Origin of the sequence: Acinetobacter nematophilus (genome assembly GCF_026344175.1) — a bacterium.
Taxonomy (GTDB): Bacteria; Pseudomonadota; Gammaproteobacteria; order Pseudomonadales; family Moraxellaceae; genus Acinetobacter; species Acinetobacter nematophilus.
On record NZ_JAPKMY010000002.1, the window covers coordinates 336,851 to 355,468 of the forward strand.

Sequence of the window (18,618 nt, forward strand, 5' to 3'; positions counted from 1 at the left end):
CCTAAACTGGTCTAAAATCAATGAACAAGCCGGCTATTCTATACCTAAAAGCGAAAACTTAAATACCACATTTTCGCCATAAAAATTAAGATATTAAAAAATATATAGCTTTTTCAGCAATCATATTAAAAATTGTTGATAAATTAAATGATTTTTTATCTGAAAGTTTGAGCATCTAAGGCATGCATCGCCTGATAATGGGTTAAATAAACAGTCCCACTCAGTTCATTGATTAAATTCGACTGTCTTAAACGATCCATGACAGGCCCTTTAATCTCGGTAAGATGCATTTGAATGTTTAATTTGCTCAATTCACTATTAATTTCTTCTAAAGTTTCGAGCGCACTTGCATCAATATTGCTGATACTTGAACAATTGATCACAACATGATGCAGTTCAGGATGTTGACTGACTTCAAAAATCACAAATTCTTTTAAAATATTGGCATTTAAAAAAGTTAAATTTTCATCGATACGAATTGAGACAATATTGGTACTGGTCAATACGTCATGCCGTGAAATGTTACGAAAGTGCTGTGTACCTTCAACTAGTCCAATCACAGCAATATGGGGGCGACTAATCCGCCACAATAACAAAATAAATGTCGAAATAATGCCGATGATTAAACCTGTAGAAATGTCGATACACAACACTCCCCAAAAGGTCACCCACATTGCAATTCCATCTGCTTTGGAATAGTGCCAAGTTTCGATAAAAGGCTTAAAAACGACTAATTTCCAAATCGATACCATAATGGTTGCTGCTAGTATAGCCAAAGGTAAGGCTTTAAATAGACCTGTAAAATATAAGCTGACAATGACAATAAAAATAGACGATAAAACTCCGGCCATTGGCGTTTTTGCCCCAGCATCGGCGTTGACTACAGTCCGTGACAAGCTACCCGTCACAGGAAATGCTGAAGTAACACCAGCACTAAAATTGGCGAGACCCAAGGCAATAAGCTCTTGATTGCTGTTTAATTCACTGCGCTGTTGAAAGGCAGTGGTCTGAGCTATAGAGATAGACTCTACAAAACTGACCATTGTAATCATGGCTGCACCAGGAAGAAGCTGAACCACCATATCCCAGTTCCAGTAAGGCATGTCAATCGGTGGAAATCCTGAAGGAATTTCACCTACCGTTTTAATTCCATATTGATCCATATCAAAAAAATGAATCAGTGCAATTGAAATAAACACCAAGAGAAGGGGGAGTGCCTTGATCCAAAATTGCACAGAATTTGAAAATGCCTGACATATTTTTGACTTCAAGACATTTGGCATATAAATCAAAAACAGTGTTGCAGTAATACCAAAAACCAGCGTTTCAATACTGGTAAATCGAAGATATTGCCAAGCACTTTGAATAAACTCAATGATATTTCCAGATTTTAAGGGAATATCCAGCATAAACTTGACTTGGCTAAGGGCAATCAGCACAGCAGAAGCGATAATAAAACTTTTAATTACAGGATGACTGATTAAACGAATTAAAAAACCAAACCTAAAAATGCCAAGTAGGGTCGAAAGTATGCCGACTAAAACTGCCAATAAACATGCAGCTTGAATATAAACAGGTGAACCCACTTCATACAGAGGCTCAAGCGTTGCAAAGGTCATCATGGAAATCAATGCAACAGGACCAATGGATAAAGTTGCACTGCCGCCAACAAGGGCATAGATAATCATGGGTAAAATACTGGCATATAACCCTGTGACTGGCGGTAAGCCTGCAACCATTGCATATGCCATTCCTTGTGGAACAAGCATGGCAATAACGATCAAAGCGGCGAGTAAGTCTGCTCGAAATTTAGGAACAGTATAATCTTGTAACCATTGCCAAGCAGGGAGAGCTTTACTGAATTGCAGTCTAGGAATAGCCATTGAATCTTCATTATCACATTTTCATATATATTATGCAGAAAAAATGCTAAGAAAAATAGCGACAATAAGTGCTTAAATAATAAGTCTCTGTTTTTATTTTTAATTTTTAAATTATTGCAAAATTCAAATTTTAGGACAGTAAAGATCGTAGAGCATTTTTAAGACAGTGGTGAGTTTGTCGTCTTTAATTGAATAAAAAATTTGTTTTCCATCTCTGCGCGTCGCAACGACATCACTTTTGCGCAACATCATTAATTGCTGTGAGAGTGTAGGTTGATTAATTTGAGTATGTTCTTCTATTTGTGAAACATTCAACTCTTGTTGAGCCAAATAACACAAAATGAGCAAACGATCAGTATTGGCTAAAGATTTTAGGATCGTAACGACTGATGAGGCTGAGTCACGCATGACATCAATTTTAAGATCGTTGGGCATAAAACGGTTCCATCATGGTTTGGCTTAGTATAACTGTGTCCAAGCATGTCGCATGGATTAGAACATATGTTTTTTCGTGAATTTCTAAATCAATTTTATAAATATATACGCCTTGATGTCGATACAATATTAACGGTATATTGACATGTATGAAAGGTGTTGAATAAATAGACAAAAATACAGCGTATGTTATGATAACTCAAACCGCACACATAGGTTGGGGATTTTTCCATGCATCAATTTACAGTTATGAAAACGACATTGCGTGAAGAAGCAACGATTCCAGTGCTTGCTATTGATGCATTTCATCATGCATTTAAACAGGCAAGTTTGTCTGATATGGGTGTCACTTATGTGAAAGACGGTCAGCTTGTGCAACAATTACACGGTGAAATAACCGTTATTCAAGACTTATCGGCAGCATATACATTGCCTAAACTCAAACGTAGTGTTTTAAAGCGTAAAAAGAAACAAGAGGTCTTGGCATAATTTTACATGCGACCACCAAGAATAAGAATGTTTGCTGGTCCGAATGGATCAGGTAAAAGCACCATCAAAGACTATTTAGCGCCGAATCAAATTGGAGCGTATTTAAATGCTGATGAACTGGAAAAGCAGTTGTATGCGACTCAGCAACTTCGTTTAAGCGATTATCACACAGATTTATCAGCTTCTGCTTTATTAAGGTTTCTAAACCAAAATAAGCGTAAAAGAAATGAAAAATTAGTACCACTATTATCCTCTCAACCCAAAATCATGAATGATCAAGTGATTGTTTTTGAATTAGCAGAAATAGATTCTTATCTTTGTGCGCGCATCATTGATTTTATTCGGATGGAATTTTTAAAGCTCAAAATAAGTTTTACCTTCGAAACTGTAATGTCACATGTCAGTAAAGTCGATTTTTTACGTGAAGCGAAACGTCAAGGGTTCAAGACATATTTATACTATGTTGCGACTGTAGATCCTAAAATAAATATTGCACGTGTTAAGTATCGTGTATATGCAGGTGGGCATGATGTTCCGGAAAAAAAGGTCTATGAACGTTATCATCGGAGTTTGGATTTATTGATGTCAGCGATTGAAGTTTCTGATCGCGCATATATTTTTGATAATTCAAGCGAAGGGGAAAGGGCATCTTTCATTGCCGAAATCGAGAATGCTGAAGTATTAAAATTAAACCCAGCTGTCCATTACTTTCCTAAATGGTTTGTTGACAAAGTTTTGAATGAATTCACTTGACGTTCAAGAGAAGATCTTTTCTCAGTCAAGCCAACAACTCCCATTGCAAATGTGGTTGTACTTTGTTTTAGCTGCTATTGATTAGGAGTTTATGTCCTTATACAAAAATGACCTTGAATAAATTATAAAAATATATATTATAAAAAAATATATTGTTCGGGTTTAAAACGATGCATGATTTTATCCTTGCTTTCATTGGCGGCGCTTTACTTGGACTGGCTGTTGTCGGCTATCTACTGGTAAATGGACGTATTGCTGGTATTAGTGGCTTGGTTGCCCAGGTATTAAATCCTAAAATGCTGTTGAAGACGCCCGCCTTATGGTTTCTATTAGGTTTGTTGATCACACCATTTATCTATAATTCCATTGTTCATCCACAAATTGAAATGATGACGACAGATCCAATTTTATTGATCATTGCAGGTCTTTTGGTGGGATTTGGTACGCGACTGGGTTCAGGCTGTACCAGTGGACATGGTATTTGTGGGATTAGCCGTTTATCCAAGCGTTCAATTATTGCAACCTGTACTTTTATGCTGGCAGGATTCATCACTGTTTATGTGATGCGTCATCTATTGGGAGCATGAACATGAAAAATTTATTTGCCTTTGTTTTTGGTGGTTTATTTGCAATTGGTCTGATGCTTTCAGGCATGTCGAATCCTGCAAAAGTTATTGGTTTTTTAGACATATTGGGGCATTGGGACCCTAGTTTGGCTTTTGTCATGATCGGAGCGATCATGGTCGCATTTTTACCATTTCAGAAAGTAAAACGTCAGCCAGTCACACTATTTAATGAAAAAATCGACTTACCGACCAATACGAAAATTGATACAAAGTTAATCCTTGGCGCTGTGCTTTTTGGAATAGGATGGGGAATTGCAGGCATATGTCCAGCCCCCGCATTTACTTTGATTGGCGCAGGCGTTTATTCGGCTATGTACTTTATTGTCGCCATGTTGGTTGGTGTGCTTATTCACCGTAAAATTGCAGGAGTTTAGGTGGTGTTGAATCCAATAGTTCAAGATTTTTTTGATGAAAACAGCAACACGTTCAGTTATGTTGTGACCGATCCAACAACTAAATGTTGTGCAATTATTGACAGCGTGTTGGATTATGATGCAGCATCAGCGACAACCAGTACAAAGCATGCAGATCGCATCATTGAATATGTTCAACAAGAGCAACTTTGTGTTGACTGGATTTTGGAAACTCATGTGCATGCTGATCATTTAACGGCTTCTCAATACTTAAAGCAAAAGCTCGGTGGACGAATTGCAATGAGTGAAAAGATTGCCATCGTACAAGACACTTTTAGCCGAATTTATCATGTCGATATAAAAACATTAAACTCACATCACTCATTTGACTATTTCTTTAAAGATCATGAAGTTTTTAAAATAGGTCAATTAGAGGCTTACAATATTCCGACACCTGGTCATACGCCTGCATGTTTAACTTATGTGATCGGCGATGCGGCATTTGTGGGTGACACATTGTTTATGCCAGATTATGGTACTGCTCGTTGTGATTTTCCTAAAGGTAGTGCAGCTCAACTTTATGATTCTGTCATGCAGATTTTTAAACTGGCAGATGACACTCGTATTTTCTTATGCCATGACTATCTTCCTGAGTCACGTACAGACTATAACTGCCAAACTGATATCAAAACCCAACGCCAAAAAAATATTCATATCCATACAGGTGTTACTAAAGCAGCATTTATTGACATGCGTGAACAACGTGATGCAACTTTATCCATGCCTAAACTGATTCTTCCAGCGATTCAAATCAATATGGATGCGGGTAAGTTTCCGGAACCTGAAAGTAATGGGATTCGATACCTAAAGTTACCGCTAAATTATTTTAAATGATGGGAAATTTTCCAGAAAAATAGGCACTTGCACCAAGATAAGTATAAAAACTTGCATTGATTATTGCGAATAAACATATCCGCAATAATCAGATATAGATAGATTAGAAAAATACTAGAAAATCATTTAAACATAGATTTTATTGCTCATTTTGTCTATAATTTTACACTCTTCTATTGAAGTGTGATCTGAATCAATTTATTTTCTGATAAATGAAAGGCTTAACATTTCTGTTAATGATCGCAAAATAAACATGTGACTAAAATATATGATCTAGAAAAAGAGTTTATATTGAATTTGCATTGATATTATAGGATTAATCTATGGCTGGCGCTCATTTACCTTATGATCGTAATATGAATCAGGTGAGTTCGTCTCGGAATTCTATAAAGCCGCAGTGTGTGCAAATTTCAAATGAAGTTAAGTTTACTTTAGATCAACTTCCACATTTAATTTGGATGACTAAATTTGGTGAAACTTATTGTAATACCGCTTTAAAGCAATATTTCGGAATTGATCATAATAATATTGACGCTCATCAATGGATGGATTTTTTATATCCAGAAGATAGAACGCTTATCCATAACATTTGGACCAAAGCTCAAAAGACAGGTCAGCGTTTTGAACAAGAATGTCGTATCAAACGACATGATGGTGAATATCAATGGTTTTTGTTAATTGCACAAAGCACGTTATATCAAAAGAAATATTTCGATTGGACAATCACCTGTACCCACATTCATGAGCATTTTTCAAAATTACATGAAACCCGACAACTATTAAAAGCCAATACCGACATGTTGGATGTCAGTGTTGACTGTATCAAAATCATTAGTCCAGATGGTTTTGTTTCACATATGAATAAAGCAGGCTGTCGGGCACTACTTGGACAGGAGAATGTCACTGCTTTTGGTATGCAGTGGCTGGGTCTGTTACCTCCTGAAGTGAGAGAGCAGGGTAAAAAGGCAATCAAAGAAGCAGCAAAAGGGAAAAATGTTCGATTTGCTGGAAAGAGTGTTTTTAATAATGTCACGATGTATTGGGACAATATATTGACACCTATAATCAATGCACTAGGGCAAACCACCAGTATTCTGTGTGTATCAAGAGATATTACCAAACAACGCATTGCTGAAGAAAAGCTAAGACTAAACAGCGAATTTGATGAAATGACGAGTCTGATGAACCGTCGTATATTCAAAAAAAGACTGAAATCCTCAATTGGTAAAGCCCGAGATTGCCGTGGCAAAATTGGATTATTGTTACTTGACCTCGACCATTTCAAACATATCAACGATACTTTAGGGCATTCAGCGGGAGATCATTTACTCAAGGTTCTATCGAAACGACTAGCCAATTGTCTTGATGAACATGCCTATATTGCGAGACTGGGTGGAGATGAGTTTGCAGTGGTGGTTGAAAAGGTAGAAAGCCATCAACGAATTGAAACAATCTCAAAAAAAATATTAAAACAATTAGAAGCCCCAATTACTTATAGTGGCAAGCTATTAAACGGCGGGATGAGTATTGGTGGTTCGATTTATCCTGATGACGCGAAAGATGGTTCGGGACTTTTAAAATGTGCAGATACGGCATTGAATGATTTAAAAGAACGTGGGCGTGGTGGTGTACGTATGTTTGGGGCTGACATGTTTGAAACAGCACAGCGTAAAGCTAAACAATTACATACTGCACGACACATGATTCGGAGTAATCAGGTAGAAGCATTCTATCAGCCTAAAGTAAAACTCGATGATTGTTCAATTATTGGATTTGAAGCGTTATTGAGATGGCGAGATCCGGAGGGAGAGGTGTATTTTCCTTCTACTGTCGCAGAAGCATTCAATGATTTTGAGTTGGCTACTAAAATCAGTGAAATTATGCATGATCGTATTTTTACCGATATGTCGTACTGGATGAGTCTGGGATTAAAAGTGGTTCCCATTTCGATTAATGCATCACCGGTAGAGTTTATGCGGGATAATTACGCTGAAACTTTACTTAAACGACTAATGAACTATGCAATTCCGACACATTTGATTGAAATTGAAATAACTGAGCATGTACTTGCAGATCGTGGTTATGAATATGTGGTTCGGGCATTAAAAAAACTTAAAAATGCAGGGGTGCGTATCGCCTTAGATGATTTTGGGACAGGGCATTCTTCAATGTCACATATCCGAGATTATCCAGTAGATAGTCTGAAGATCGACTATAATTTTGTGAATCGTATGCATGAGGAAGATTCAATCAAGGCAATCGTTGAAGGAATTGCCAAACTGGGTCCGATTCTATCTTTAGATATTGTTGCTGAGGGAATCGAAACCACGCAACAATTAGACAGTTTAATTGCGATAGGATGCAAATTCGGTCAAGGTTTCTTATTTAGTGCAGCGATCACCGCAGATCAAGTCAAAAAAATGTTGGCTAGAGAGATTACCGTTTCACCATATGTATATCACTAAAGATATGCCAAATTCAGGGTGTTCATATAAAATCAAAATTATTTTAAAAATAGCTTGAAAAGTCATGACACACCGAGTATTGTAAATTCAATACAGATTTTATGAACGATATAAAGATGTTAAAGCAAGCTACAATCGCTACTTCTTATTATTTCTGGCAATTCTTTAGATAGTTGCCTGAAGTCGTTCGGGCACTGAAATGGTTGCCCATCCAAGTTAATACCTGATCGGGCAACCCCGGTCAGGTTTTTTTATGCCTAATATTAAAGATTTTAAATCGTTTTAATTTAAAGATTTTGGAGAATATCATGATGAAATTTAACGCAGTATACTTTAGTAACTTTTATTGGTTTTACTTTGGTCAAATGAACAATCTGATTGCCCATTTGAATAGATCCCATACGCTCAAATAAAAGTTAGGACTGATTGAGAGTCCAAAGGAATACGTGATGAATGCTCTGAATATTGCTTTACAACAAGATCAAACCATAGAAACTCAGTTGGCTCTGCCTGTTGAGTTAAAAGAAAAATTCCCATTACAACATAAGCTTGCCTTACAAATATTTGAACAACGTCAAACAATTCAAAACATTCTGGATGGTTCAGACCACCGCTTGCTTGTGATTACAGGCCCATGCTCAATTCATGATGAAAAATCTGCACTTGAATACGCAGCTCGTCTTATCCAACTACAAAAAAAAGTTTCAGACCATATTTTTCTGGTGATGCGTGCCTATATTGAAAAACCACGTACAACTGTCGGCTGGAAAGGTTTCTTATATGACCCGAATCTAGATGGCTCTGCAAATATGCAGTTGGGTTTGGAAAAGTCACGCCAACTGTATTTACAAATTATAGAAAAAGGTCTGCCGATTGCCAGTGAAATTTTAAGTCCAATGGCAACGGCATATTTTGATGATTTATTGGCATGGGGCGCAATTGGTGCACGGACCAGTGAATCACAAATCCATCGTGAAATTTCAAGTCATATGCCTTTCAGCATCGGCTTCAAAAATGGTACCGATGGTTCGATTCAAATTGCTTTAGATGCAATCCAATCTGCAAGCCATCCGCATCAATTCCTTGCGATGAGCCAAAAAGGTACACCGTGTATCGTACATAGTCAGGGCAATCCTTTGGCGCATATCATCTTGCGTGGTTCAAACAAAGGGACCAATTATGATGCAGAATCGATTCAGCAGATCCGTCATCAACATCAGGGAAAATTACCTGCATTGGTGATTGACTGTAGCCATGGCAACAGCAGTAAAGATCCTTTAAAACAACCATTGGTTTTACAGCAGATTATTGAAGAAAGACATTTAACCCATGTACGTGGTGTCATGTTGGAAAGTCATTTGGTTGATGGCAATCAGAAAATTTCTTGTGATATGACCTATGGTCAATCTATTACGGATGGTTGTCTAGGTTGGAGTAAAACTGAGCAGTTACTCTTAGATGTGGCTGAACAGCTTTCTGAAAAGAGTTTAGCGTGTACAGCATAAATACAATATGTAATTTTTATAAAGGCTATACTAGATTAGCAATGTGTTAATCTAGTCGACCTATAAGCTGTAATTGAACATTTATTTTTTTGATTGGTACAAAAAACGAGTAAACTTAATTGATTGAAAAAACTTCAAATTTACTTTATTTCGAAATCTATATTAAGTTGATTAAGCAAAAAGAACTTAATAATTTGAATAAGGAAATTAGTTTTTAACTTTGATGATCAATTTGTTTAATGGTACAAAAAGATGCACTTCCTTGATTTTCATCAACATATAGCGTTACTTGAGGTTTTTTTCTAGCCCAATTCATTAAGAATGCTGCTAGAATAGTTTTTCTGGCTTGCGGTATGATTAAGTAACCCCAAGGATTTCTATTTTCGCAAATTCTAGGAACCTCTCTAGTTTCTAATCGTATTAGTAATCCATCAGTTATACTTGTAATATCAGAAACTCTTCCAGATACATATGTTTCAGCTGCAAAAGTTTGCTGGGTAAGTAGAATCACCAATAATAATATTTTCTTCATCGCTGTATTTCCTTGATTTAAATGTTATTGTTTGAATTTTAGAATGCATTTGTAGTCAATTAATCGTTTAAAATATAATGATAAAATCCTCCAGCTAAAGTCCATGGTTGAAAATCGGAACAACTCTGAGCTCCAGAAAAATACAAAGTAACCGTTCTTTTTGTAATTTGAGCAGTAAGTAATACAGCAAATAACTTACTACAATTTGAAGGAGAAATTTCATTTAATGTTGTTGATGTACTGCACAATATAGGGCTACTTAAACCACCTACAGTATTCGCTAAAAGTCCACCAGTACGTGGATTTATTGACACACCACTTACTTTTCCAGTGCACATAATATCGGCAGCAAAAACAGATTGGTTGAGCAAAATCAGTAGTAAAAAGATAATTCTTTTCATTTTTATCACCTTATTTGACATGATAATAGTTGGGCTACAAGTTTAAAAACTACTGTTTATATAAAATTTTACAATTTCAATTAAACCTAAGACATTCTAACCATCCATGGAACAGTTATATAATCAGTTTCATCACAGTTATAACTGTCAGTAATGTAACGCAAAGTAATATTCTTTTTCATTGCATAGGCTTGCATGAGAATCGCTAAATATGGTTTTGTAGACGGTTTTGACCATGAACCAATTTGTTTCCACGACTCTTGACCACTTTGAGATTTAAGCAAAGCTAATAAATCTGTTTCTTGGGTCTGAATTTGCATCACTTTATAAGGCCCACAATTAACTATTGCGAAAGATTGAGTACAGAAAAACACAGTAATAAAAATAATAATTATTTTCATGTCTATCCCTTAATAAATGTGAAACCAAACTAAAGTTGGTTTATTATCAAAACAGCCATCAAGATGAACATCAACAGTTTTCTTTGCTATAAATGCACCATATAAAGACGCGTACGTTCTTCTACCTACTGTTGTTGAAGAATCAAAGCGAAATTCATTAGTTTCTCCTACTAAACATTTCAAAGTGGAACCGATAGCGCTTCCGTTTAGCTTTATAAAACAGGTTCCGTTGTAAGCATTGCATCCAACATGCACAATTTTCCTACCAATGACTCCTTCTATACCGAAAGCTATTTGCGATATTGATATTGATAGAAGTAAACCAAAAAAAAATTTCTTCAGCATTTGAAGCCTCTCTAATAAATTTTATGAATTAATTGTGTGGATATTGTATTTTTTCTTAAAAATATGTATTTTTTATATACGACTTATTAGAAAAAGTAAACAGGGTTGAAATGAAAAAAATATTATCCGTTGTTTTTATCGTGTTTCAACTGATCTTTGTTGGAAATGCTTTAGCGAGTACATACAAGGGGAAAGTTCAGGCGATTAACGTGAGAGATGAAGATGGTTTAGTTTGGGTGTATATCTCAGGTGAACGTACAGGAAATAGACCAGCTTGCGCAACGAATTGGTACATGATGATTAAAAATGAAAATAGTTCAGCAGGGAAAAGACAATTAGCACTTTTGATGATGGCTCAGGCTACTAATAAAACTGTGTTGATAGATGGGGCAGGTACTTGTAGTCGTTGGGGTGATGGTGAAGATATAAGTATGATTAGTGTAGAACGCTAATTCTAAATACAATCTAATTATAAAAATGGACAATTCTTATGAAAATAATACTTAGTTTGATATGTAGTTTATTTTGTTCGGTCCTCTATGCAGGACCAATTGACTGGTCTGTTGCAATGACTTCATTTCCTTCTGATCAAAGTGTTGGGGATACAGGACAAGAAAAAACACCGAATGGTTATGTTGACTTAATGAGTGGAAACCTTGTCTATGATATTCCAGAAGTTACTTTAAAGGGCGAGCGAGGGTTGAATTTTACACTTTCCCGTTCTTATGGAAAGGTCAATAATGGTTTTCGTTCTATGGGGAATTGGGAGTTAGAGTCACCAAGATTGGTGATGATGACAGGGGCATCTACAAAACTTCAAGGTGATGACGGGGCAGGTATATGCATAGCCAATGGCGATGCTAAAACTGGAAATGATAGTTACGGTAAACCTGTTTATGATACAACTATTATTGATAGTGGATATAAAAGTGAAACTGTACAAGAACTCTGGCAATTAGCTAATTCTAATTATTTTAAAAATTTAGCTTATGCGATTTCTATATCTACAGCTGAACAAAGAGGAATAGACCCTAATTCTTTTTATAATGTTAATATTTCTTCAAAAATATATTCTGATATTCCCTACAATATATTAGGCAGTATACAGGGTGTACAAATTGCAGTTCCAGATTCTGTCAAGAATAATCGAGATTCTTTAATATTTGAAAATAATAAAAATAATCAAGCTGTAATTAATGCTCTGATTACACATTTAAATTTATCAGTTTTTACTTTTAACAGCCTTTTCTTTAATAAAAGAATAAATAAAGTTATTATTACAGCAGATGGTTTTGAAAGAGTGCTTTATAAAGGCGATAACGATTACACAAATTTTAGACCTTTTGCTGAAAAAGTAATTAGCAGTTTTGATACGCAAATATTAACAGCAAAAAGTCTAACAGTTAACTTTTATAGTGTAGGTTCTAGTAAGCCAATTATTCTAAAAGATAACGATGGCATGTCATTAAGCGTAGCACAGTTAAATATATTATTTCAAACTAATGCATATGCAAATACAATGTTAGCTTTACTAGAAAAAAAGTGGAATGGATATAACCAATATATTAGTGAGCATCCTTGGGAATTCACAAGAACTTATGTAAATAGACCGGACTATTCTTTGTATTCACAAGTTGATCCTCGTCAAAGACCAATTAGTTTATATCTTCCAGGGCAAAAAAATATTACATTCTATCCAATTAAAAGTGGTGTAAGTGGATACCCTCAATCAGCAAAGTATATCTCACAAGATAATTGGTTTATTTCCTGTGAGAATGGTGGTAATGACTTTAAAGTACGAGCACCAAATGGAACGAGTTATCTATTTCCAATTCAAAATAGAGAAAATCAAACAGGTTTTCCAACTGTATTTTCAAGTCAATATATAGCTGGGCGTGTAAGCATTTATGCATCTAAAGTCGAAAATCAGTTTGGTGAGTCTTATCTCATGAATTATCATAAGATGGAAAATACGAATAAAACTTATCAAGGATACAATAATTCATCTAAATTCTTTTTAGAAAGTGTAAAACACCAACTTGATGGAAAAGACATTTCTACAAAAGATGAGCTAATTTTAACATATGCAAAATATAAAAATGGTTCAATACTTACAGGGTATAAGGAAGATTTTTCTAATTATTCTGGTGATGTTGTTTTAAATAGTATTCAACGCTTTATGAATAATAAATATTTGGTTTGGAAAGCTTATGTCTATTATCCAGGAAGTATGAGTAGTTATCTAAATAATGATTCTATCCCAGGAAGTACCAATACAGTTGGTCAGGTTCAAACTAAACAAACAGCAAATGTTTACTTAAGAACAGCAGGAGATATTAGTGGCGATGCGATTACTTATGAATATGGAGGACCATATCGGATCGTAGGAAATCACCCAAAGTCAGTAAATGGAATAACTTCGCAAGGCTATATGTGGTTTTATAGTGACCTCACTGGAATTAAATATTATAAAGCTTCATCCAATGGTCTTATTAACGTCAAATCTGCAGGTTGGGCATATTCTTTAGTCAATGATTCACGACCTGGTTTTAGTGAAAATAAATCTTTTAAAGTGAATAATTCTAACTATAGTGGAATAGATATTAATCCCTTACAAATTACATATAGATACAGCCGTAATAAAGATGCAAAAGAACAAACAACTACTGTAACAACCAAAGATACAACTACAGGCGTTACGAAGGCATATGTTTATGTCATGAATGCTTTTGAAGGTGGAATTGCTGAAAGCTTTTTACATGGTTTACTTAAGCGAGTAACGATTGATTCACGAACTGAATCCTATGAATGGGCATTACTTAATCTCATTGGGCAAAAACCAAAAACAACCAATGATAATTATACGGATAACGAAGATGTTTCACTGATCAGGATGTCTAAAAAAACAGTCGATCATTATGGTACTTACAGTACGATTTACAGAGATTTTGATCAATATGGAAATGCTCAAACCATAGAGTCCACAGGGCTAAAAGGTACAGGCGCTATATCGTTACCAAGTGTCAGTGTCAGTTATTTTAATGCAGATCCAAACAATAGTGCCGTAAATGATGGCAATTTACCTTGGATAACGGGATTACCTCGTCAAAAGACCTCGAATGGTTATACAACGCAATCGATTGATTACGATGTTCAAGGTGCAATTACCACAGAAAATAAAGAAGGACGTACAACCAAGTTTAAATATGAAACCGTTTCTTTTAGTACTTGCCTTGGGAATTTAGCTGACTTTGCTTGGTCTAAATTTGCGAGCTGTTTCTCTGGTTATATGACAGGAGAAAAACATACAGGTTTACCTTTAGAAGTAGATGCTGGAAATGGTCAGCAAATTACACAATACTCAGGTTATAAAAAGGGTATACCAAACAATATACGTTTAGCCAATGGTGGCCAAGAAACGAATACAGTTGATGATCTTGGTAATATTATCTTTCATACTGACGCAGATGGTATACGTTCACAAAAGCAATATGATGATGCAGGTCGATTAATTGTTGAAACGCCAATTGTTGGTTTGAGTTATACCCATATTAATTATGATGGTTTAAACATTACCAGAACCATGCAAAATGGTGGTAGTTATAGTAAGTCTGAAAAATACAATGGTGATGGACTTCTTATTTATTCATCAGAAAACACTTCAAATAAAACAGTGGTGAATTCTAATAGCTATGATGCTTTTGGCAACGTGACCTTTAGTTCAAACCCTTCAACGAACGGCACAAGTGAAGGCGTACGAACCAGTTATGATATTTTTGATCGACCATTGACCGTAAACGACAACGGTGTAACGATTAACTATTGTTATCAATCCTGTAGTGGACGTACGGGTGCAATCAGTCTCAGTTCTGATGCTTATGGAACGACTGAATCTGATTATTTAGCGGTCGGTGATTTTAGTGCAAATCTTAAAACACTGGTCAACCGCAAAGGTAATGATGGTTCTGTGTTTACGACCTCTACAGACTACAATCTAGGTTTATTAAAACCTACTGTAGCTACATCAGGAGCGTCTACACAAAGTTATAGCTATAACAGTAATGGTTCTTTAGCGACTGAACGTGATAATGGCATCAATGGTCAAAAAGTTTATGGCTATGATGCGACAGGTAGAATCAAAACGATCAGCCACCAAGATGGTTCAGTTGAGACAATCCAATATTATCCAATCAATGATTTGATCAGTTCTCGTACGTGGCGTGGTGTAACAACCAATTATGGGTATAGTTTAGCAGGTCGTTTAAACTCAAGCAGTAATGCCAATACATCTCAAGGTTATGGTCGTGATGGCTTTGGTCGTGTTGTTTCATTGACACAAAATATTAATTCCAACAATGCCAACTATGGCTATACCACGACATTTGGTTACAACAATCTCAATCAAGTGGTTTCTATTATTTATCCAAATGGTAAGTCTGTGAACTTGTCTGATCAAAATGCCTTTGGTGAAGTTTATTCGATACCGAACGTGATTCAGGGACTTAACTATAATGCGATGAATCAACTGACATCGGTACAAGCAAATGGAGATGTGGCTTGGACATATGCGTACTCCAACAGTGGCTTACCTACTGGGGTAAGTTCGACCAGTTTAAATAAATGTGTGCTGAATATTGGTTATGGTTATGATGCTTTGAATCGTATCAATAGAATGAGTGATTATTGTGGGGCGACTTATAACGCTGTCATTGATCGCTATGGTACAGGCTTAATGAAACAAGTCGAGCTTGATCAGGCACGGTATCAGTATTTTTATAACAATGATGATATTAGTTCAGTCAATATCACCTCCAAGAGTCAAATCGTTGCACCTGCTTCATATACCTATAATTATGTAAACGGAACATCACGTTTAGCTAATGTGAATGGCTCACCTTATAACTTTAGTTATGATGCCATGGGTAATGTCACCAATGATGGTATTCGTGCTTTGGATTATGACGCTTACTATCGTATCAGTAAAAATGGAAATGAAAGCTATATTTATAATACTGAAGGCTTACGTGTTCGTGCTGTACGTGATGATGGAATTACTGACTATATCTATGATTCCGCAGGTAATCTCGTTTATGACATTAACCATCAATCTGGTTATAACAAAGCTTATGTTTATGTCGCTGGAAAATTAGTTGCAACATTAGAGCGTTATCCAGATACCAACAGTAAAGGCTTCGACTTGATGAATGATTTTGAAGGCGCAGAGTTTGGTATCAATAACTTGTTAGACAGTTATGTGGACAGCGATGATGATGGCTTACCTGATTATCTTGAACGTTTTATTGGTTCTGATCCAAATAATCCAGATTCAGATGGTGATGGTTACAAGGATGGTTATGAATATAAGTTATTGGGGGCTAAAGGCGTTTTAGATCCTCTGATTCATCCGAATGAACCTGATCCTGACGAAGATATGGCAGCTTGGTTACCTGCAATCTTAGATATGATCTTGGAAGATGACTAAGGGGAAAATCATGAGAATAAAAATGATAAAAGCGATGAAAAATAAAAATATGCAGTCAAACAAAGTTTGGTCATCTGCTGTTCAATTGATGTTGTTGAGTTTTGTTTTACTCCTTAGTCAGCTCACACTGGCGAAGGATCGGATTCAATATCATGTTCAGAACTTTGATGGCTCAACTTTAAAAGTGATCAATGAACAGGGTGTAGTCAGTCAGTCTTATCAATACGCACCTTTTGGTCAACAACTGCAATATAAGAAGCCAAGCAATTTAAAGAACCCCAATGCTTTTGTTGGTGGGGTTCAAGATGCTGATGATTTGGTTTATTTAAAGCAACGTCACTATAACCCTGTGTTGGGGAGGTTTTATCAACCTGATCCTGTGACTTTTCTAGAAAAAGGTCATGGGCAGACCAATCGTTATCAGTATGGGTGGAATGATAGTTATACTTTCAGAGACCCTCAAGGTACATCTGTTGAAAAGGAACCAAATGTATGGATGCCATGGGTTTTTGGAACCATCGTACATAATGTTTTTGCTTATCAATTAGATTCTAGTGCAAGCAATTGGGAAGGCGGAGTTTCTTGGTCAGCTTGGGGGCTCGGTTTTAAACCTGATGGTGTTGAAAGATCTTTTTTTGATAGTGCGGGTATGAATTTAGTTGAGCTTAAACCAATATCCTATTTATATGACAAATCACTTTATAATGGTGCTTTAGAGCAATTACGTACTTATAAATTAGTAGCTGGAATCAATTTCACTGGACAAGTTAATACAAGTGGAGTATTACCAAATACAGTACAGAATTTCAAAATGCCTTACCTTGATGGTTATTGGTATACGATACGCTATGATACTACGAGTGCACCAATTAATGGTTTAATATTCTATACTAAAGAAAGAGGAGATAAACTAACTCCAGATGAAAGATTGAAATATTCTTCTGCTGCTGCAATAACATTAGGTGCTATTGGATTACTAAATTATGCAAGTAGAGGAAAAATTCCCTCAGGAAGAATGCCTCCTTTTTTACCTGCTTATTAATTGGAAATTATATGGATAGTTTGAAAGATAAAATTCAGGAAAATTTTATTACGTATCAAAATGAAATATTTAAAAATTTATCTATATTTATACGTTCTATTGAATTGGAACATGAATTTAATTTTACCTATATAAATTTGTATTTATTATTAACACAATATGAGGAAGACTTTTACAGTCATTTAAAGAAAGTAAGTCATGATTATTGGTTTTTTGATGACTTTAATAACAGACCACCTGATGGAATTTTAGGTGATCTAGGTTTGAAAATTAATGAGCTTAATGATTTAGAGAAAGAAAGTTCTTTAAAATTCACTTCCATGTATAAAGTTTGGTTAGATAGAATAGGTGTAGGATATTCTGAATTTTTACACTTAAATAATTTTGATTTAATTAAAAATGAATTTGATTTAAAATTAATTAAAGGAAAAAAAAATAAGGAGATAGCTTTAGCTTATAGTGGTATATTTAATACGCAAGGTTGGATGTTTTTTTTAAATGCAATATTTAAAAGTGAGCTTCAGAATTTTAAAGCTGAATTTGATGATAATGAATTTTATGTATTTAAAGTAGTTGGTGATTATATTATAAAGATTGAAATAAATCCAGATAATATTTTAAATATTAATGAATTATTAAAAAATTATGGTGTTTTTTATTTTGGAATAATTTTAACTATTAATTTATTAAAAGATAAAAGCAAAAAAATATATCCACCAGAATTATCTTTTCTCTTAACGGATTCATTATTTAAAAAATATAGCATTAAATTCAAAAATGCATCATGTGAAGAAGCTAAAATTAGAGTATATGCTAATGTAAAAGCGTATTGTCAATTAATTAATATTTTACTGCCAACATTAGAAAAATTATTAACGGGAAATAATTTAAATTAATTATTGGTTGAAGTCTAAGTAGTGTCATTTTTACAAAGTGTTAAATAGAAAATTTTAAATTAATTTACGTCGATTTATTATAATATGGCATAGAATGGTTCATCAATTCAACTTGT

At 35.1% G+C, this 18,618-nt stretch carries 17 protein-coding genes; 11 read left to right on the forward strand and 6 right to left on the reverse strand.

The genetic code is table 11. The features are described 5' to 3' along the window. Positions 1-155: 155 nt before the first annotated feature. Complete coding sequence (locus tag OSH00_RS05300; protein WP_266129558.1) at positions 156-1,883, reverse strand: SulP family inorganic anion transporter; 1,728 nt, start codon at positions 1,881-1,883, stop codon at positions 156-158. A 123-nt stretch (positions 1,884-2,006) separates the two neighbouring features. Beyond that, positions 2,007-2,318 carry an ArsR/SmtB family transcription factor gene (locus OSH00_RS05305; RefSeq protein WP_266129559.1) on the reverse strand — a complete coding sequence of 104 codons (312 nt, stop codon included), beginning with the start codon at positions 2,316-2,318 and terminating at the stop codon, positions 2,007-2,009. Between the two features lie 231 nt (positions 2,319-2,549). Here OSH00_RS05305 and OSH00_RS05310 point away from each other — a divergent pair, with 231 nt between their 5' ends. The 7 genes from OSH00_RS05310 to OSH00_RS05340 all read left to right on the forward strand — a co-directional run bounded on the left by OSH00_RS05310 (position 2,550) and on the right by OSH00_RS05340 (position 9,403). Further along, positions 2,550-2,807, forward strand: a complete 258-nt coding sequence (locus OSH00_RS05310; protein WP_266129560.1) for a hypothetical protein — start codon at positions 2,550-2,552, stop codon at positions 2,805-2,807. 6 nt (positions 2,808-2,813) lie between these two features. Continuing rightward, positions 2,814-3,560, forward strand: coding sequence for an ATPase (locus tag OSH00_RS05315; protein WP_266129561.1), 747 nt, complete (start codon positions 2,814-2,816; stop codon positions 3,558-3,560). Between the two features lie 170 nt (positions 3,561-3,730). After that, positions 3,731-4,147, forward strand: coding sequence for a YeeE/YedE family protein (locus tag OSH00_RS05320; RefSeq protein ID WP_266129562.1), 417 nt, complete (start codon positions 3,731-3,733; stop codon positions 4,145-4,147). A 2-nt stretch (positions 4,148-4,149) separates the two neighbouring features. Beyond that, a complete protein-coding gene (locus OSH00_RS05325) occupies positions 4,150-4,560 on the forward strand; it encodes a DUF6691 family protein (RefSeq protein ID WP_266129563.1) in 411 nt (136 codons plus the stop codon). A gap of 6 nt (positions 4,561-4,566) precedes the next feature. Continuing rightward, entirely contained in the window at positions 4,567-5,433 is an 867-nt protein-coding gene (locus tag OSH00_RS05330) for an MBL fold metallo-hydrolase (RefSeq protein ID WP_277613799.1), read from the forward strand. 323 nt (positions 5,434-5,756) lie between these two features. Beyond that, positions 5,757-7,898: a sensor domain-containing protein gene (locus OSH00_RS05335; RefSeq protein ID WP_266129565.1), complete on the forward strand. Its 2,142-nt coding sequence runs from the start codon at positions 5,757-5,759 to the stop codon at positions 7,896-7,898. Between the two features lie 449 nt (positions 7,899-8,347). After that, a complete protein-coding gene (locus tag OSH00_RS05340; protein ID WP_266129566.1) occupies positions 8,348-9,403 on the forward strand; it encodes a 3-deoxy-7-phosphoheptulonate synthase in 1,056 nt (351 codons plus the stop codon). A gap of 214 nt (positions 9,404-9,617) precedes the next feature. Here the strand turns inward: OSH00_RS05340 and OSH00_RS05345 are convergent, their stop codons facing one another. From OSH00_RS05345 to OSH00_RS05360, 4 genes are all read right to left on the reverse strand, one after another. Next, complete coding sequence (locus OSH00_RS05345; protein WP_266129567.1) at positions 9,618-9,935, reverse strand: ABC transporter ATP-binding protein; 318 nt, start codon at positions 9,933-9,935, stop codon at positions 9,618-9,620. Between the two features lie 59 nt (positions 9,936-9,994). Next, positions 9,995-10,336 (reverse strand): hypothetical protein, encoded by a 342-nt coding sequence (locus tag OSH00_RS05350; RefSeq protein ID WP_266129568.1) that lies wholly within the window; start codon positions 10,334-10,336, stop codon positions 9,995-9,997. 86 nt (positions 10,337-10,422) lie between these two features. Next, positions 10,423-10,656: a hypothetical protein gene (locus OSH00_RS05355; RefSeq protein WP_266129846.1), complete on the reverse strand. Its 234-nt coding sequence runs from the start codon at positions 10,654-10,656 to the stop codon at positions 10,423-10,425. Between the two features lie 90 nt (positions 10,657-10,746). After that, the gene (locus OSH00_RS05360) at positions 10,747-11,082 is read right to left on the reverse strand and encodes a hypothetical protein (protein WP_266129569.1); all 336 of its coding nucleotides are present in this window, start codon (positions 11,080-11,082) and stop codon (positions 10,747-10,749) included. A gap of 110 nt (positions 11,083-11,192) precedes the next feature. Here OSH00_RS05360 and OSH00_RS05365 point away from each other — a divergent pair, with 110 nt between their 5' ends. Genes OSH00_RS05365 through OSH00_RS05380 form a run of 4 tightly spaced genes read left to right on the forward strand, consistent with a single transcriptional unit; the run spans position 11,193 to position 18,502 of the window. Next, entirely contained in the window at positions 11,193-11,534 is a 342-nt protein-coding gene (locus OSH00_RS05365) for a hypothetical protein (RefSeq protein WP_266129570.1), read from the forward strand. A gap of 38 nt (positions 11,535-11,572) precedes the next feature. Next, positions 11,573-16,564, forward strand: coding sequence for an RHS repeat domain-containing protein (locus tag OSH00_RS05370; RefSeq protein ID WP_266129571.1), 4,992 nt, complete (start codon positions 11,573-11,575; stop codon positions 16,562-16,564). 10 nt (positions 16,565-16,574) lie between these two features. Beyond that, complete coding sequence (locus tag OSH00_RS05375; RefSeq protein ID WP_420909506.1) at positions 16,575-17,606, forward strand: RHS repeat domain-containing protein; 1,032 nt, start codon at positions 16,575-16,577, stop codon at positions 17,604-17,606. A gap of 11 nt (positions 17,607-17,617) precedes the next feature. Beyond that, positions 17,618-18,502, forward strand: coding sequence for a hypothetical protein (locus tag OSH00_RS05380; RefSeq protein WP_266129572.1), 885 nt, complete (start codon positions 17,618-17,620; stop codon positions 18,500-18,502). Positions 18,503-18,618 lie beyond the last annotated feature (116 nt).

Excerpts from the sequence above, each read along its gene's own strand:
- OSH00_RS05300 (WP_266129558.1), bottom strand. The coding sequence starts at position 1,883 with ATGGCTATTCCTAGACTGCAATTCAGTAAAGCTCTCCCTGCTTGGCAA.
- OSH00_RS05305 (WP_266129559.1), bottom strand. The coding sequence starts at position 2,318 with ATGCCCAACGATCTTAAAATTGATGTCATGCGTGACTCAGCCTCATCA.
- OSH00_RS05310 (WP_266129560.1), top strand. The coding sequence starts at position 2,550 with ATGCATCAATTTACAGTTATGAAAACGACATTGCGTGAAGAAGCAACG.
- OSH00_RS05315 (WP_266129561.1), top strand. The coding sequence starts at position 2,814 with ATGCGACCACCAAGAATAAGAATGTTTGCTGGTCCGAATGGATCAGGT.
- OSH00_RS05320 (WP_266129562.1), top strand. The coding sequence starts at position 3,731 with ATGCATGATTTTATCCTTGCTTTCATTGGCGGCGCTTTACTTGGACTG.
- OSH00_RS05325 (WP_266129563.1), top strand. The coding sequence starts at position 4,150 with ATGAAAAATTTATTTGCCTTTGTTTTTGGTGGTTTATTTGCAATTGGT.
- OSH00_RS05335 (WP_266129565.1), top strand. The coding sequence starts at position 5,757 with ATGGCTGGCGCTCATTTACCTTATGATCGTAATATGAATCAGGTGAGT.
- OSH00_RS05340 (WP_266129566.1), top strand. The coding sequence starts at position 8,348 with ATGAATGCTCTGAATATTGCTTTACAACAAGATCAAACCATAGAAACT.
- OSH00_RS05345 (WP_266129567.1), bottom strand. The coding sequence starts at position 9,935 with ATGAAGAAAATATTATTATTGGTGATTCTACTTACCCAGCAAACTTTT.
- OSH00_RS05350 (WP_266129568.1), bottom strand. The coding sequence starts at position 10,336 with ATGAAAAGAATTATCTTTTTACTACTGATTTTGCTCAACCAATCTGTT.
- OSH00_RS05355 (WP_266129846.1), bottom strand. The coding sequence starts at position 10,656 with ATGCAAATTCAGACCCAAGAAACAGATTTATTAGCTTTGCTTAAATCT.
- OSH00_RS05360 (WP_266129569.1), bottom strand. The coding sequence starts at position 11,082 with ATGCTGAAGAAATTTTTTTTTGGTTTACTTCTATCAATATCAATATCG.
- OSH00_RS05365 (WP_266129570.1), top strand. The coding sequence starts at position 11,193 with ATGAAAAAAATATTATCCGTTGTTTTTATCGTGTTTCAACTGATCTTT.
- OSH00_RS05370 (WP_266129571.1), top strand. The coding sequence starts at position 11,573 with ATGAAAATAATACTTAGTTTGATATGTAGTTTATTTTGTTCGGTCCTC.
- OSH00_RS05375 (WP_420909506.1), top strand. The coding sequence starts at position 16,575 with ATGAGAATAAAAATGATAAAAGCGATGAAAAATAAAAATATGCAGTCA.
- OSH00_RS05380 (WP_266129572.1), top strand. The coding sequence starts at position 17,618 with ATGGATAGTTTGAAAGATAAAATTCAGGAAAATTTTATTACGTATCAA.